The following is a 16,426-nucleotide window of genomic DNA, read 5'->3' on the forward strand; positions in this document are numbered from 1 at the left end:
AACGCTCTTACACCCACCCGCTGTAGGACCCGCCAATGAGTGACGGCCGGAAGGGGCGACTGCTACTCATCGTGGCTGTGCTGGCCGTGGCAGTCGCGGCCCGACTGACGACGCTCCATTGGACACCGCTGCCGTCGACGCTAGACGGATTCGGGTACGTCGCCCTGGCCAGGGACACGCTCGAAACGGGCGCGTTTCCGCTCACGCGGTTCCGTGCGGACAACATCGTGTTCACTGCTGTTCTGACGGCCGTCGGCGCACTCACCGGTGAGCGGCCGCTGTACATCGCCCAGCCGGTCGTCGCGGTCACCGGTGCGGCGTCCTGTATAACGGCGATGGCACTGGTCAAACGCCTCGCGCACTCGATTCGCTGGCGGCACTCGCGAACGACGCTAGCGATGGGTGTCGTCGGGATGGGGCTCGCGGTCGAGGGCATCTATCTCCGGCGGACCGGACAGACTGACGAGGAGGCGCTGGCCTTTCTCCTGCTCCCGCTGTTTGCGATTGCCGTCCACCGGCTGCTCACGACGGACCGGTACAGGCGCCGCTGGGGCGCGGTCGTCGTGGTCCTGTTCGCTGCCTTCCCGCTTCTGCATACGTTCAGTTCGCTTATCGTCGGGCTGGTACTCACGGGGGTGCTGGCGGCACATCTCGCCCGGATCCCCTCGCGGCGTGACGCCGTCACCGCTCTGGCTGTCGTTGCGGGCTTCTGGGTGTACATGTGGGGGTACTACCGGATTGCAGAACGTTCACTCCTTGAGGTTCCCTACGTCGACCGTATCAGCGCGTATCCCGGGCTGTTCCTGGCCTGGGTCGTCGTGCTGGTGGCGACGCTGGTCTGGTTCCAGCGGACGAGCGCTCGCCTCCAGCGGGTGACCATCGGCGGCGCAGTCGGCCTCTGGTTCCTGACGCTTGGCGCGAACGCTTTGCAGACCGTCTTTCCCGGGACACAGACCACGCCGGTCGGACTGCTGGTCCTCGTCGCGGCCTTCGCCGTCCCGGTGGTGTTTGCGGTCGTCGGACTCCCGATTGCGAGTCGTGATCGACGGCTGATCGGGCCGGTCGTGCTGGCGCTGTTGCTGGCTCCGATTGTCACCGTGTACTTCTCGCTGACTGCCTCGCTGACGCCGGAGTACTACGGGACCGCGCTCCGGGGCCAAACCTTTGTTCATCTGCCCGTGTTCGTCCTCGCCGGCATCGGCGTCGCGTCGGTCGCCTATCGCCGGACACCGTCACCGGATGGCGGGCCCGAAACACCGAGGACCCACAGCCACCGGCTCGCTACCGTCCTGACGGTCGTCATCGTCGTCGCCGCGCTCGTGACGATGCCTATCGCGTTCGTCAATCTCGATACCTTCGCGTTCCCGACCGGGGCGACCGAATCACAGTTCGCGGCCGCGACGTTCACCGCGGACCACGTCGACGAGCAGTGGGCGTCGGATCACCCGTTCAGTAATATCGTCGCCCTGTACTATCCGAGCGCATCCAACGGCACGTATCAGCCGGTTGCCCGGTGGCTCGGAGGCGGTTCAGAACCGACCTGCCCGACGCTGTCCCGGGCATCGTGGGGAACCACCGGGGCACATCTGTTCCCGGCTGGGAGCGAGAAGACCACGCCCGCAGCGCTGGATGAGTGGCGCTACGAGAACGACGTGGTCTACGACACGCGCAGTCTCGATTCCGTGTACCTCGTTCGGCCGGGCGGGAACCGGACGAGTTGTTGAGGTTTCAGTGACACCCTCCTCGTCTTCTTGAACCGGGTATGTAACCGTGGCATACAATACGGGGCCGGCAGAAAGGCCGACAATGACTGACCCCGTCCTCGTCGGGTCGGAACTCTGTGTCACGCGACGGGGCACCAAGATTCTCGATGGCGTCTCACTCACGGTCGGGTCCGACGCGGCGATGCTCGTTCAGGGACCTAGCGGGGCCGGGAAGTCGACGCTGTTCAACGTGCTCGGACTGCTAGAAGCTCCGTCTAGCGGTCGGCTGGAGATCGACGGCCGGGACGCGAGCACGCTGTCGGAACGCCAGCGCGCTCGCCTCCGGCGAACGACGCTCGGGTTCGTCTTTCAGGACTTCCAGCTCATCGGCGACCTCACCGCCCGCGAAAACGCATCGCTTCCCCAGGAACACGCGGGCGACCGCGACCCCGACTGGCTGGATACGTTGTTTGAACGCCTGGGCATCGCCGGACTCGAACACCAGTACCCCGCCACGCTGAGCGGGGGCGAGAAACAGCGGGTCGCCATTGCCCGCGCGCTCGCGAACCGCCCCGAAATCATCCTTGCCGACGAGCCGACCGGACAGCTAGACCCGGATACGGCCGAGTCGGTGCTAGACCTCATGTTCAGCATGAAGGAATCGACGGAAACCGCGCTCGTGGTCATTAGCCACGACCCACAGCTGGCCCAGCGGTTCGACGAGCGGCTGTTCATCCGCGGTGGCACGCTCGTGGCTGACGCCGCCTCGACGCCGGACGCGAGCCCGTCCACGGAGCCGAACTAACGTACCGATGGGATACCGAAACGCCCTCCTGTTTCGCTGGTCCAGGCGCGACCGGCTCACCGTCGTCGTCGTCGCCGTGACGGCCGCGTTTCTCATCGGCACGGTCTTGCTGTTGTTCACCGCGGTCACGTACTCGGAAACGTTCGCCGAACCGCTTGCGAACTCCGGGACGGTCACCTATCACGACGCCGAAAACGGTCCGCCCGATACCGATGGAGATGTCACCGTCCTCCCGACGGCGACGGCGACTGTAAACGAGACCGACGTTCGTCTGATCGGTATTCCGCCCGATACACCCAGGGTGCTGATCGAAGGCTCGGCCCAGTGGCAGGAGGGCCGATTACCGACGATGCCGGACGGTGCCGACGGACGGGGGCCGGTTTCCCAGCAGCGGACCCGAACGGTCAGCGGATCAAACGGCACCATCTCACTCTCGGTCGTGCCCCAGGAGCGGGGGACGACGTTCCTCTCCAACCAGTGGTACGCCACGAACGCCTCGATTGCCCAGCGGGTCGGCGTCACCGGCTACTTCGTCATCGACCACAACCCGAGTGGAACCGGGCTGGGAAGCCTCCCCGATGAAGGGGCACCGCTCGTCAGCGCGCTCCTGTACGTTCTGGGCGGCCTAGAGCAAGTGCTCTGGGCGCTGGGGATCGCAGCGGCCGCCGGCGGACTGCTTGTCCTCATCGTCGTCTACAACGTCACGCGGATGAGCGTCCGCGACCGGCTCGACGCGATACGGGTCATTCGCTCGACCGGGGCGTCGGGCTGGCGCGTGGGGCTCCTGTTTACGCTTCGGGCCGGTCTCCTCGTCACGACCGGTGTGGTCCTCGGATACGCCGTCGGGCTCATTCTCATCAAGGCGCTCGTCAACGTCGCGATCTACGTCGGCCTGCCTATCGCGCTCGATATCACTGTTACGGGCCAGAGCGCCACCGTCGTCGCGGGCGTCGCCGGAATCTTCGTCGTGATGGGTCTGTTCGCGGGCGCGCTCGCGGCCTATCCCGCGGCGACCCGTCCACCGGCCTCGCTCGGGAACCGTCATACTCGCTCCGGTCAGTCCGAGCAATCGACGCTTGCAAGGGTCCGGAACTGGATCACACCGACGTTTCTGTCGTGGCGTTCGGTCGTGCCAACGGCAGCGACCCTGACCGTGTTCGGCATCACGTTCCTGCTGGTCGTCTCGCTGGCCGGCCTGGCGTCCCCGCTCGGCGGCGAGGCGGGCGGCTCCGGCACGATCACCGAAGCCGGTGCACCCCATCCGCTGAATAGCCGCCTCGACGGCGAGTACGCGTCAGCGCTTCGGGCCGACGGGACGCCAGCCAGCCCGGAGATCATCTATGCCCAGGTCTCGGACGGCCAGCCGTACATGGCCCACGGAGCGGAGTACGACGCGTTCGCGAACGTCACCGGAGCCTCGCTGGTCGAGGGACGGGAACCAGAGCGCCACGACGAGGCTGTCATCGGCAGCGACCTCGCGCGAACTCTGGATATTGGGGTCGGTGACGAACTGACCGTCAGCGGGAGCGTCAAACCCGGGATTCGCCGGGTCACCGTCGTCGGACGGTTCGAGGCCCCTCGAACGCTCGATGACCTGCTCATCTTGCCGCTTGACTCCGCGGCCGACCTGGCGACCGGGCAGGGGCAGGTCCACATGATCCGCGTCAAGGGGCCGGTGTCCGAGATCGACGACGCGGGAAGCGATGCGACCGACCGGTCGGGCGCTGTGGTGACGGGTCTCTCGGGTCCGGGCCGCGTCACGGAAGGCGATAGCATCAACCTCTCGGTCGATGTGCGAAACGTCGGTAACGAGCGGGCGGAACGGGAGATCACCGTCCGGTACCGGGGCGAGCAGCGAACGACGATGGTGGCTGTCCCCCCGGGACAGGAGCGGACAGGGACTGTCTCCTTCACGGCGTCGGAGCTGGGGACGGCAAACGCCACTGCCGGGGAGTACACCCATACAGTGACCGTCGTCTCGCCGGACGCTATCGAAATTCCGAGCCAGTTACCGTCACAGGCCCCGCCCGGTTCGGGGCTCTCCGTGCCCGTCGTCACGAAAACCGGGGACCGCGTCTCGAACGCTACCGTCACGGTGAACGGGCCGTCGCTCAGAACAGGATCGAGCGGTGTCGCCGTCGTTCCTCTCCCGCGCGAGCCCGGGAACTACACGATAACGGCTCGGTCGGGGGACCAGACGGCGACACACGACATCCAGATCGTCCGGGGAGCCGAACGGGAGCTGTACGCGGAGCTGTCGATCTCACCGTCCTCGGGGTCGGTCCTGACGACGCCCACGCTCAGGATCGGGCTCGCGAACCCCTGGCAGGAACCGATCACGCGCGAGGTGGCCGTCGTCGGTCCCGGTGTCTCCCGGAACCGGACCGTCTACATGCCGCCCGGCAACGTCACGCAGACGCGGTTCTCGCCGGACGGCGGACGGGGACAGCCCGGGACGTACACCTACCGGGTGACAGCCAACGGGACCACCATCACCACGGCAGACTACACTGTGACGGGTGACCGACGACTGGCTTCGGCGGTGGCAAGTAGCGGATCGTACGCGTCCGGAACACCAATCGAGCGCTCCGTCGAGGGCGTGTTCGGGAACGTCCAGTTGATTCTGGGCGTGCTCGTCGTCCTCTCTGCGCTGAGTACCGTCGGCAGTACCACGGCGACGTTCGCACAGGGCGTTCACGCACGCCGACAGGCCATCGGCATCCACCGCTCGACCGGTGCGACGCAGTGGCGGGTCCTGCGGACGATTCTGGGGGACATCGCCCGTATCGCCATCCCTGCGACCGGTCTCGCCCTCGGCCTGTCGGTCGTCGCGTTGCAGCTGTTGGAACGTGCGGGCTGGCTCGTCTTCTTCGGGTTCCGTCTCTCCGCGCGGACGCCGCCGATCATCCTCGCGGCGATATTCGTCGGCGGCGTCTCGCTCGCGCTGTTCGGCGCCCTCGTCGCAACGGTCCCGTATCTGACGGCCGCGCCGGTGTCACTGCTTCCCAGCGGCGACCGGATACGGACGCCCGATGACGAGTCGTCGGACTGAGTACGGCGAGCCATCCGTCGGATACCCGAGCAGGCATCAAGATCTGAATGTGAGCGGCCTCACTCGGGGCTGCCAATACCGAAAAGAGTGTACCCATACGAACCATTATAACAGTAATCAGTCGGTGGCTCTCATCTAGACCTGTCAGTTGTTCCTAGGAGGCATCCGGCGGAACCGTCCAATATTTAAACTGCCAGTCATGGGCACACTCTATGGATATATCATATTTGTTTTAGGTTACATCGCTCGGCAGAACCGGCCGGATGGCAGTCTTATTGAATCTGCAGAAGGGGTCAGGATCATACTTTGGGTGACGGTTAGATTCGAAGCCGATACTGCAGACAGCAATGTGGATGGCGACGAGTAATCGATGAGACGAGCTTACAATTCAAGCTGGGCAGTGACGCTCATTCATATTAGCTCGTTCGTCCACGTGTCCGGGGTCTGTTCGTTGACAATCTCACAGTCGAGATGGTACTCAAACTCCTTTGCCCCGCGCTCTTCGATCCAGTCCGCCATCTCCTGCAAGCCGTCACGAAGCGTGTATTGTGCCTCGTAGTCGATCATTCGCCGGGCCTTATCCGCCGAGCAGTTCGCCAGTTTGACCTCCTGTGGCCGATCCGGTTTGTATATCGGATCGAGGTCGAAATCGAGAATATCGGCAATCGTTTCAGCGAGATGGTTGATAGTAATGAACTCATCGTCGGGACCGATATTGATAACCTCACCGGTAACGTTATCATAATGTGCGAGTTTCTGCAGCGGGCGAACGTCGTCTTGAATGAATGTGAAACAACGTTTCTGTTCACCATCCCCGTAAATAATCGGCTGTTTACCTTGGAGCATCCGGTTTATGAAAATCGCAGCGACGTTTCGGAACGGATCGTCATATCGCTGTCTGGGCCCAATGATGTTATGTGGGACAGCGATAACGTAGTCAAATCCGTAGATATCGGCCATCAATTCAACCATCTCCTCCGCGGCTACTTTGCTCACAGCGTATGGGTCCTGCGGCTGTGGTTCCATATCTTCGGTAAATGGCATCTCGTTTTCCCCGTATCGGGACATACTGGAACAATAGACGAACCTGTCGATGCCGACATCTGCAGCGGCGGCAAGCGTCGCAGTTGTTGCCTGGTAAATACTCTGATTGATGCGGCTTGGAGCGAAGACACTCAGTCCCTCATATGCAAGTGCTGCTGTGTGATAGACAATGTCTGCGTCTTCCATTGCGGACTTCATTCCTGAAACGTCTTTACAGTCAACCTCGTAAAACTCAGCTTCCGCTGGAATGTTGGTTTCGTATCCACCCACGAAGTTATCGTTCCCAGCAACTTCGTACCCCTGCTCAAGGAATTTATCAGCGAGGTGGCTTCCAAGGAAGCCAGCTATGCCCGTGACAAATATCTTCTCGGTTTCGGAGTCCATCTCAGTCATGTTTGAGACTACAATATAGTCAACGAGGTAACACGTTTAAGTATATTTGAGTTATCAAACGCCGACTACCGGTAGGCAACACATTCTTTGTAGAGAATTTAAAAAATTGAGTCAGCGGTTATTAGCTGTATAAAATCATGAGCGGAGTATATTGTTGCGCGCTTCGTGATATTTGAGAAAATCAGAGTTCAGTTGACTGTTTTACAGTCTTCCAAATTGGTTGTGACGGAGAAACTGTATGGCCGATTTCAGTCGGCTGTGGACTGTTGAGCGTATTCCAGGATCTCGTCCCGAGTTTCGTAAGCCTGCTGAACGATATCCTTGATCCAGATGTACTCGTAGGTGCTCACCCGTCCGAGGTTAAACATATTCTCGTATGTGCTAAGCCGGTCATTGATCCGTTCGAACGTATCAATTTCTTCCTTCACCGGGAGCGGATACGCTCGCGGTGCACGCCTGACCTCTGCGTCGAGTAACTTCGCATTAATTCCCTGCTCGTCGAGGAAATCCATCAGATACTCACTGTACCACTCTTCGGCATTCGACCAGACGTCATCCCCAATGAAACAGGGGAACTCGGTAGTGAGAATGTATTCTCCATCAGGTGTCGATTGTGGGACGAATTTGTAGTCCGTGATACGGGTAAAGTCGTAATGGTTCGGGAAGTATCCCCAGTCGACGTGATCCGGAAACAGCCGTTCGGAAGCTTCGATATGCGTTCCGAGTATTACCATGCTTCGATAGTTGAGAGAGTCCGAGGTATCGACCAGAATGCTCGGATCTATCGTGCTAACGAAAAGATCGCTTTTGATCCGGTCGCCGCTTTCAGTTTTGATTGCTGAAATCCGATCACCGTCGGTCTCCAATCCGGTGACCCCATCGAAAATGATTTCACAGTCAGCGATCATCGACTGGAGGATATCGGTGTATTTATCGTCGGGATAGTACGCTCCATCACCGAAGAATTCCTGTTCCTCGTCGGGGAAACTAATCTTGAAATCGAACCAGTCTCCAGTGATCCGTTTGGGATCAATCCCCCAATGCTTCTCGGTGTAATTTTTGTTATATCTATTGTATAACGTCTCCCCGACCTGATTTTTCATATACTCCTCGAAGTACTCAGCATCAGTTTTTCCCGGGGCTTTGGCTAATTCATCACGAATGGAGTCAGCATCATCCCATTTATCGATGTTCTGTTTACTCACCGGGTAGTGATGGGGATCGGAGAGTTTCCCGCGTGGATACGTCGCAGCATAGAACTCGTGTGGCTCTAACTGCGTGAATTCTGAGAAGAGTTCGCCGACAACCGACTCTTCCTCCTCGTCGAAGAACAACAGATGCGGAGCGGAGTCACAATGGTATCCCGTCTGAAACTCGATTTCCCTGAGCAGGCCCCCAACAGCGTCTTTCTCCACGATAGTGACATCGAACCCCTCCTGATCGAGGAGATAGCTTAGTGAACAACCCGCGACACCCGCACCGATAACCGTTATCTCGGGCATATCGGTAGAATGATTTCATGTTATATAATAATCACTACCCTACCAATCGAGCAAGGCTTCGATCCGAAGTAAAAGATAGTTTACACTGTGGGGCTCCTCTTGATAGCCCAAGTAAGGTGTTCCACATCTGGTCCACTCCAAAACCCATACAATCCGTTTAATTTCATTCTTGTTGCGGTCATCGAACAGATAGGTACCCACGAAGTAGACCAGTATATTAGCTGCCGTAACGCTGATTCACCGACACTACAAAAGGACCGAGTAGTCTGTGACCGCTTCAGTGTTGTTCAGGATAGATGTTCCCGTAAATTTAGCAGTGAGTGATTTCTTAGTCTAAAGTTCTCAGGATTTGTCATTCAACATGATCTGAGGGTATACATGTGAAGCCCACAGTGGTTATCTCAGCTGTTTCTCAGCACGTCCGATATTCACTCCAACCGTGACTGTGGAGTTCATTCGACGAATCGTCATCTCTCCGGTCAGATGTTACATTGTGTGGGCTATTCAACAGTTATCATCGTTGATTCCAAGGTCTTAGCCAGTATCGAATTTTCCTGCGTCTCTCTCACAGCGTTGAGAACACACTTTGGACACCTCCGCCGAATCACGTTTCGTAGTACAGGTTTAACTTTCGCAGTGAGCCTGATTCATGCGTTATTGTTAGCTCAATAACCGATGGGCTGCATTGCTTGTAAGGTTCCCCTTCAGGAAGATGAGTGTGTTTAGGACTTGCTTTCAGCGTGGAAATTGAGGAATAACAATCAAGCACGTCTCTATCTGTTTGAATGACGGAACGATGGATGCGGTCCAGTGATCACGGTCACGAGAACCAACGATGAGCCAGATTCGCTCTCTTCCGGTCCGATATGAAGGCCCAATAGAGGCACAGGTGTCAGTACGGTCGTTCTTCGCCAGCACTGTTGATCCGGTCGAAGGTCCAGATACATTTTCGCTCCGCTTCAGATACCCGTTCTGGCCCTCGCCATGTGTATCGATGCGTATGAGTGGTCCTCCTGGGGGAGCCTGAAATGTCCCATGACACACAGCAGAACGTTCACAGCCAGCTACTGACACAGATATCGAAAACCGCCCCGGCGGTCGGACTGGTTGCGACAGCAGACAACGCTAATTGGATCGCTGGTGAGATTCTCCATATCCACCGGCAGGGCCATCAGGCGCTTGTCACGCCGAAAGCCGACGTGGATCTCGAAGCCCTGGAGTACGCACGCATTCTCGGTGCGGAGGTCATTGAACCGACCGGTGACTGGGTACAAACTACAGAGCCAGCGGAACGGCTCCGCGCGTTCGCACGGGAAGAGGGGTACCCAGGACTCCTGTACCACTCTCAGGAGACAAAGCGGATTGATCTGCAGGCGAGTTGTACGGCGTTGCGGGCCTCAGAGCGATTCGCTGTCGATGCGTTTCCCCGGCCTGCCGTCGATCAGGAGCCGTCTGTATTGGTCGGCATCCCCGCATACAACGAAGCTGGCAGCATCGCGTCCGTGGTCAAATCGGCAAGCGAGTACGCGGACAAGGTTTTGGTCGTCGATGACGGGAGCGACGACGATACTGCCCAGATCGCCGAGAAGGCCGGTGCAGCGGTGGTTGAACACCAAACTAACAGCGGGTACGGAGCAGCGCTCAGCAGCATTTTTAAGCAGGCCAATAGAGCTGAAGCGGACCACCTGGTCGTCCTCGATGCTGACGGCCAACATGATCCGGATGATATCCCGGAGTTGGTACGGCGACAGCAGGAGAGCGGGGCCGACATCGTCATCGGCTGTCGGTTTGGTGAGGAAGCGGAGACTGAGATGCCGGTTTATCGTCGGTTTGGACTGAGTGTTATCAACGTTCTCACGAACCTCAGCCTCGGCGTTTTCCGGCCCTGGGCCAGAGTCCGAGATACACAAAGTGGATTCAGGGTCTACAGCCAGTCTGCGGTTGAAACCCTCGCTGAGGATAGTTCGCTCGGCGATAAGATGGATGCCAGCGTCGACATCCTCTATCATGCACATTCAAACGACTACGACATTGAGGAGGTGCCGACAACTATCGATTACGACGTTGAGGATCACAGCAGTCAGAACCCGATCCAGCACGGGATGACGCTGGTGTGGAATATCCTTCGGACGATAGAACGAGAACGACCAATCACTATGCTCGGTATTCCAGGACTGCTCTGTACACTCATTGGATTCGGATTCGGTTATCATACGGTTTCCGACTACGTCCAGTCCGGAACCTTCCCAATCGAACTTGCGCTGACCGCGACTTCCTTTTCGATGATAGGGGTCTTTGCGACCTTCACCGCGATTATCCTCCACTCGCTGGAAGTGTATCGCGACTAGTTTGGCTACCAGACGGATTCGGGTTTCTTTGCCGCCTTCGAGTGATAGTCCCCGTTCTCCCCGCAAGGGACGGGTATTCTGATGCTGTCGGAACCGAGGACTCGGTAAGGACAACGTGAATCGGGTCATATTGGGTTAAAATAGTCGGGCACTGTTCGACAACACGGCTCTGACATTCGACGCCGATACGGATTCCATCGTTTGACTCTCTGCTGAGCCAGCCGATCAACTCCGTCCCTCCTGACCCGTACTGCGGACCCGTCCCCGACTTGCTCCACGGGTAATCTGCATGCTGGGATTGGATACATAGGGCGTTTGATAGATGGACAACGCTTTCCAGGAACGCGTTTGGACCGACAGTAGCCACTACCTGTAATTTGTATTTCTGGAGTCCGTAATGATAGCTTAATAGAAGTAGCGAGTCTATACTGTCACATCGTCAACTGCTAGTATATCGTACGTTAATAGGAACAAGTTCGCTATACTCGATATCTACTTTGCTCTATATCGAAATAACTCCTTTATCAGCAACATCGAATTCGCTATACTAATGTACGGTAGGATGACCGTTCCACGGTTGATATCAGTGCATGATCAGTTAGCAAACCGGAAGCCAAGTCCGAGCAGAATCTCTGCTCGGCAGGTAGTAGGAACTAACAAGGTGATATAGCGCATGACGACGGAAAATCACGGGCTCGAAATTCCAGCAAAAGGGACACTGGACTGGGACAGACCACTCAACGAGAATTTCCAGCAGATCGATACAGGTATCGAGATGCGGAATACTGAAGCCAATATTGATCAGTACGCACCCAAGCAGGGGGCGAAATTCCTCGCTATCGATACGGGTGCCCGGTATATCGGTGACGGCAACCAATGGACCAAACTCCCAGTACAGAATCCAACGAATTTTGTCGCACAGTCTGTGACCACGGATCCGGACAACGCAGACACCGGTACAGTATGGTACCGCGAAGATCTCGACGAAATCCGGGTTCAGGCCGGAAGTAGTGTCAAGACTATCGCGCCTATCGACACCCAGACTGATAATGGGGCAGAACCGCTTGTGCAGAATTCTCTCGACACGCAGGCGGATATTGATGACTTCTGGGTGAACGTCAAATCGAAATACCACTCGGAGAAGGTAGAGGCGGTGTCCTCTCCCGCGAAGGAGGGATCCGGGTCGATGCGCATCAATATCCCCGGCGGCGACTTCTACGGGACAGAGGGATATCATTACGTAAACGAACGCCCCGAGTATCCGGACAGCGGCCTAACCGAATGCCACATCCGGTACTATGCAATGCTGGATAGTAACTTCGACATCGACAATCCGTGGGCCGGTCAACAGATGGGGAAGGGGTTCCCCGGGTTTGATGGGCGGTTTGAGAACGACCTCTCCGACGATGGTGGTGCAAATGGGACAAACGGCTGGCTCATCAACGGTGCCGTCTGGTCCGCCGACAAAATCGGCGGTGACCCCGACGACTGGGTGCTAGCCCAATACGTCTACCACGCCGATCAGGACGGCAAATATGGGGATTCCTTCTTCCCAGATGCGTCGATGTCAAAGGGGAAATGGTACCAGATTGATAGGTACTTCAAGATGAATAGTGGTAAAAACACTGACGATGGGATCCTTCGGCAGTGGCAGGACGGTGAACTAGTGTTTGAGAAAACTGACTTCAACTACGCATGGGAGTCTCCCTATGACAAGCTGTATGCGATCCGGAACCTCTGGTACTACGGCGGTGGCTGGGGTGCCCCGGACGGTTCCGGCGACAACCACGCGTACATCGACAACATTCAAGTGTTCGATTCAGAACAGGCTCCTTGATCGTTCAACACAAACAACAAATAATACACATAAACACAATGACGGAAAATCACAACCTCAACGAACCAGCAAAAGGATCGCTCGATTGGAACGTCCCGCTCAATGAGAACTTCAAACGGATCGATACAGGAGTAGAAATCCGAGATGTCGAAGCCAACCGGGGCGACTATATCCCGAAGGAAGGCGCGAAGTACCTCGCTACTGACACCGGTGTTCGGTATCTCGGTGACGGCTCACAGTGGAAAGAGGTACCGCCACAACCGCTCGATACGTTGGTAGCCCCATCGGTCCAAAGCGATCCCGCAGAGGCGGTCAACGGTGAAGTCTGGTTCCGAGAAGACACCGGCGACATGAAGGCGCAACTGGCAGACGGCGTAGTTACTATCGTTTCCGGAGAGCCCGCTGAGGATAACACGCAAGACACCGACGACACGCAGACGCACACCCTCGAACTACGTGGAACCGGCGTCCCGTCGCATTACGATTTCACCGTTTCAGGTGATCTCGAAGCCGATTCGGCTACCTTCGAACCGAAGGACGACGAATTCGTCGACGGGAACCGTGCAGTCGGATGGGTTACCGAAACGACTCATCTAGATCGGTTCTTCTTCACTGGTGAAATCACGGAGTTTGGATATCAGTCGGACAGCGAAGGGCCAGTCAGTATCGTTCTCAATGATACGGAGTACACCGATTCAGAAATCGTCGGAGAACCCTCCAGCTGACGGGTATAGCACCACTACAATGACTCCTTGGTACCGTTTCAACCACTCGAAATAGCTGTTGGCAGCTATCCGGACGATCTTCAATACAGAACGGATCACGAGAACCGGTATTTGCGTGTGAGATAATCCAGCGCTGTATCGGGATGGATGACGGCGCTTTTGATTGTAGCAACGTTGTCCTCAATCGGTGCCCAGAATCTTTTCCAATCGGTAAACGAGTTGTACGGAAACTCAGCGAGCTCGGACCAACGTCGTTCGATAATTTGGAGAGGGAGTCCATCCGTCCGTTGTATATCCGGACTGAGACGGTGTGCGGATTCCACGATCGGCCGGTAAAGGAACGGACGGATGTGGTCTACTTCTGCACGGAATCCAAGATGCTGCGGACCACCCCAGCAACCGAGTCTGTGTTCTTGATGTGCTAGATTGAGCGTGGTGTACGTATCGAACTGTTCAACCCCTTCCAACCACTGTTCGATGGCGGTCACCAACTCCGGATGTTCCGGTTTGTGCCATCGAAAAAGGAGATCGCGCGGCCCAATATCGGTATCTCTATCGTCGGACTCTTTCCAGAGATAGCCACGCCCGATTTCGCCACCGATGCCCCCGATCTCGGCGTCCGTATCGAGCGCATGCATCGAGGGATAGGTCTCTTTTATGCCCGAACCGACGGTGTACCCGGTGCGTTCTAACCAACGACGCTGTTCAGCCTCGCTCGCTTCGGTAATCGGTAGCGGGGTCCATTTCAGGCCGTGTTTGCGCGTGAGTCGTTTTGCGACATGCCTGTCCACATCTCGATCGTTCTCACCGAGCGTAAATATCGATATATCGTGGTTCGTGACCCATTTGCGAGCGGTCGCCACCAGACTTCGAGAGTCTTTCCCAGCAGTCAGCCCCATTGTCGGGTTCTCGTAGCAATCCACAACCGCGGCAAAGATGCGGTCCAGCGTATCGATGATCGTCACGATTTCGGCCGACGAATTCGAAGTGCCTCTCAGTTCGTTATGTTCCGGCCAGAATCGTGTCGCCTCCAACGTGTCGAGATCGAGATAGTGGTTGGGGAGCAGCTGAGAGACCCCGCTGTAGTAGGTTAGTTCTCCGGGCACCCAGATGTTCTCACCTCGTGAAACGAGAGGGCGTTTGAGCGCATCGTACAGTGACTCTCTGAAACGAGAAGTGTGATCTACTTCTGGCATTGCCATCGGTGAGGCAGCGACAGTGCCGTCCTGTGCATCGTAGAACACGGGAATGGTCCCAGCGGAATCTGGGTACACCCGAGACTCTCCGTTGACAATAACTATCCCGACATAGCGTCCAAAGAGGTGTCGTAGTACGGATTCAAAACGACTGAGAAGTTCATCCCCGGAACCATCGGTGTCTAATCGAACGACACCGTCGGTTGTTGTACCCGCTATATCGAGGATCGTCCCGAAAACGATCCCAACTCGTTTACCGCCGGCAACGACCGGCAAGATGGTAAAATCGGCGTCGAGACAGAGACACCACCCGTCAAGTTGTCTAAGCGTGTACCCCGGGGGGATCGTGTCGGGAGCCACCTCCGAAAGGTAGTACTGGTGTGCTGGAATCGTGTCCTGACACATACTCGTGAATATTGCTCCATTCGAGATAGCGTGTCAAAGGATAATACTTTTTGGGCGCGCAATCAGGTCCTCAATCCGCATTAGTGAACTGACCTGGTGTTTGATGTCCCAACACTCGGCCTGTCCCGCCCGTAGAATCGAACAACATTTCATTGACGCGTTCCGACTGTCCTCACTCGAAAAACGAATACTGTCGAAACTCTCTATCATGAACATGATCGGAAATCCCCACACGCATCGAACGTAACAGTTCTGTCCGGCCGTCATAAACCCATTGTATGGAAAACTGGACGAGAGTCAGAACAAACCCGATGTAAAACACTGCCCGCTGATGCACACGAAGCCGTTTCGACGCGAACTCAAGCCTGTTCCGGACCCAATGATACACCATGAACGGGCTACGACGCTTCGTGAGTCCTTCTTTGTGTTGGATCGTCGAATCAGGGGCAATCATGACGCGTTTCCCGTTCTGCCTGGCCTGTACTGCGAGGTCGACATCTTCCATACCGAGAAAGTACCCTTCGTGGAGGAGATCGTTCCTTTCGATGAACGTACTGTCAATCAGCAATAACGATGACGGAGCGTAACTGACCTCGTATGGTTCATCCATTCGGACTGTCTGGTGTGTCGAGATCCGTCCACCTAAATACGGAAAAAACCGACAGCCAGCACTGAGAATCTGGTCGGTACCATATCGGAACTGAACGCCGCCCACAGCTACTACGTCGTGATGCGTTTCGGCTGTTTCAACGAGCGGTGACAGAAAATTGGGGGAGACTACCGTATCGTTGTTCAGTAGTAGCACGTAGTCTACCCCATCGGATAATACGGCTTCGATACCCGGGTTGTTCCCGTTAGCGAACCCCCTGTTCTCGTCGTTTAACACGAAGGTACACCACTCGAACTCCTCCATGAGTTGCTCTCTGGACCCGTCGGTTGACCCATTGTCGACAACAACGACCTCAAAGTTCGGGTACGAGATCGAGCGCAACGATTGAAGACACTCGGCTGTGTCCTCGTAACTCTCCCAGTTCAGCACGACAATCCCAACCGAGGGGTCGTCTCGCTCACCACGCATATCTGTGGCTTCTGCATCCGAAACGGACATCTATCAGAACGAAAGATCGCCATCGATTGTAAAAATTTGCCACGCTATTGACGGTATTAGCTCACCTACTCCCCTCACGGCCTCCAGTTCAGACAGAGTGGGCGACAACACGCTTCTGTGCGGACCATATGTTTCTTGTACATGTCACCAGTAGATGACAATCATGGTGAAAGATGGGGCGAAATTCACTCGACGTTCATTCCTGCGTACTGCAGCTTTCACGTCCCCAGCCGTTCTCAGTGGGCTCGCAGGGTGTGGCCGGCTCGCTGACTCGGAGTCGCCAGAAAGTCCGTCGCCGACAGCGCCGA

Annotated in this window: 10 protein-coding genes; 6 read left to right on the plus strand and 4 right to left on the minus strand. The window is 56.9% G+C overall.

Translation table 11 applies throughout. From position 1 onward, the window contains the following. The first annotated feature begins 35 nt into the window (after positions 1 to 35). From ACY9XZ_RS10590 to ACY9XZ_RS10600, 3 genes are all read left to right on the plus strand, one after another. Positions 36 to 1,724 (plus strand): sodium:phosphate symporter, encoded by a 1,689-nt coding sequence (locus ACY9XZ_RS10590; protein ID WP_463457003.1) that lies wholly within the window; start codon positions 36 to 38, stop codon positions 1,722 to 1,724. A gap of 82 nt (positions 1,725 to 1,806) precedes the next feature. Continuing rightward, positions 1,807 to 2,508, plus strand: a complete 702-nt coding sequence (locus tag ACY9XZ_RS10595; protein ID WP_463457004.1) for an ABC transporter ATP-binding protein — start codon at positions 1,807 to 1,809, stop codon at positions 2,506 to 2,508. 7 nt (positions 2,509 to 2,515) lie between these two features. Further along, positions 2,516 to 5,560: an ABC transporter permease gene (locus ACY9XZ_RS10600; RefSeq protein WP_463457005.1), complete on the plus strand. Its 3,045-nt coding sequence runs from the start codon at positions 2,516 to 2,518 to the stop codon at positions 5,558 to 5,560. A 411-nt stretch (positions 5,561 to 5,971) separates the two neighbouring features. On the opposite strand, the gene ACY9XZ_RS10605 is transcribed toward ACY9XZ_RS10600, so the two are convergent. Together ACY9XZ_RS10605 and ACY9XZ_RS10610 are read right to left on the minus strand one after the other, a co-directional pair. Further along, the gene (locus ACY9XZ_RS10605) at positions 5,972 to 6,997 is read right to left on the minus strand and encodes an NAD-dependent epimerase/dehydratase family protein (RefSeq protein ID WP_463457006.1); all 1,026 of its coding nucleotides are present in this window, start codon (positions 6,995 to 6,997) and stop codon (positions 5,972 to 5,974) included. Between the two features lie 248 nt (positions 6,998 to 7,245). Beyond that, on the minus strand, positions 7,246 to 8,499 hold the full coding sequence (locus ACY9XZ_RS10610) for a protoporphyrinogen/coproporphyrinogen oxidase (RefSeq protein WP_463457007.1): 1,254 nt from the start codon (positions 8,497 to 8,499) through the stop codon (positions 7,246 to 7,248). A 1,199-nt stretch (positions 8,500 to 9,698) separates the two neighbouring features. On the opposite strand from ACY9XZ_RS10610, the gene ACY9XZ_RS10615 reads away from it, so the two are divergent. From ACY9XZ_RS10615 to ACY9XZ_RS10625, 3 genes are all read left to right on the plus strand, one after another. Beyond that, positions 9,699 to 10,847 (plus strand): glycosyltransferase family 2 protein, encoded by a 1,149-nt coding sequence (locus ACY9XZ_RS10615; RefSeq protein ID WP_463457008.1) that lies wholly within the window; start codon positions 9,699 to 9,701, stop codon positions 10,845 to 10,847. Between the two features lie 673 nt (positions 10,848 to 11,520). Further along, a complete protein-coding gene (locus ACY9XZ_RS10620; RefSeq protein ID WP_463457009.1) occupies positions 11,521 to 12,684 on the plus strand; it encodes a hypothetical protein in 1,164 nt (387 codons plus the stop codon). Between the two features lie 38 nt (positions 12,685 to 12,722). Further along, positions 12,723 to 13,409: a hypothetical protein gene (locus ACY9XZ_RS10625; protein WP_463457010.1), complete on the plus strand. Its 687-nt coding sequence runs from the start codon at positions 12,723 to 12,725 to the stop codon at positions 13,407 to 13,409. A gap of 95 nt (positions 13,410 to 13,504) precedes the next feature. On the opposite strand, the gene ACY9XZ_RS10630 is transcribed toward ACY9XZ_RS10625, so the two are convergent. Both ACY9XZ_RS10630 and ACY9XZ_RS10635 read right to left on the minus strand, forming a co-directional pair. After that, complete coding sequence (locus ACY9XZ_RS10630) at positions 13,505 to 14,653, minus strand: hypothetical protein (protein ID WP_463457011.1); 1,149 nt, start codon at positions 14,651 to 14,653, stop codon at positions 13,505 to 13,507. A 529-nt stretch (positions 14,654 to 15,182) separates the two neighbouring features. Continuing rightward, positions 15,183 to 16,118: a glycosyltransferase family 2 protein gene (locus tag ACY9XZ_RS10635; protein ID WP_463457012.1), complete on the minus strand. Its 936-nt coding sequence runs from the start codon at positions 16,116 to 16,118 to the stop codon at positions 15,183 to 15,185. Positions 16,119 to 16,426 lie beyond the last annotated feature (308 nt).

Source organism: Haloarcula sp. HT12 (assembly GCF_055271655.1).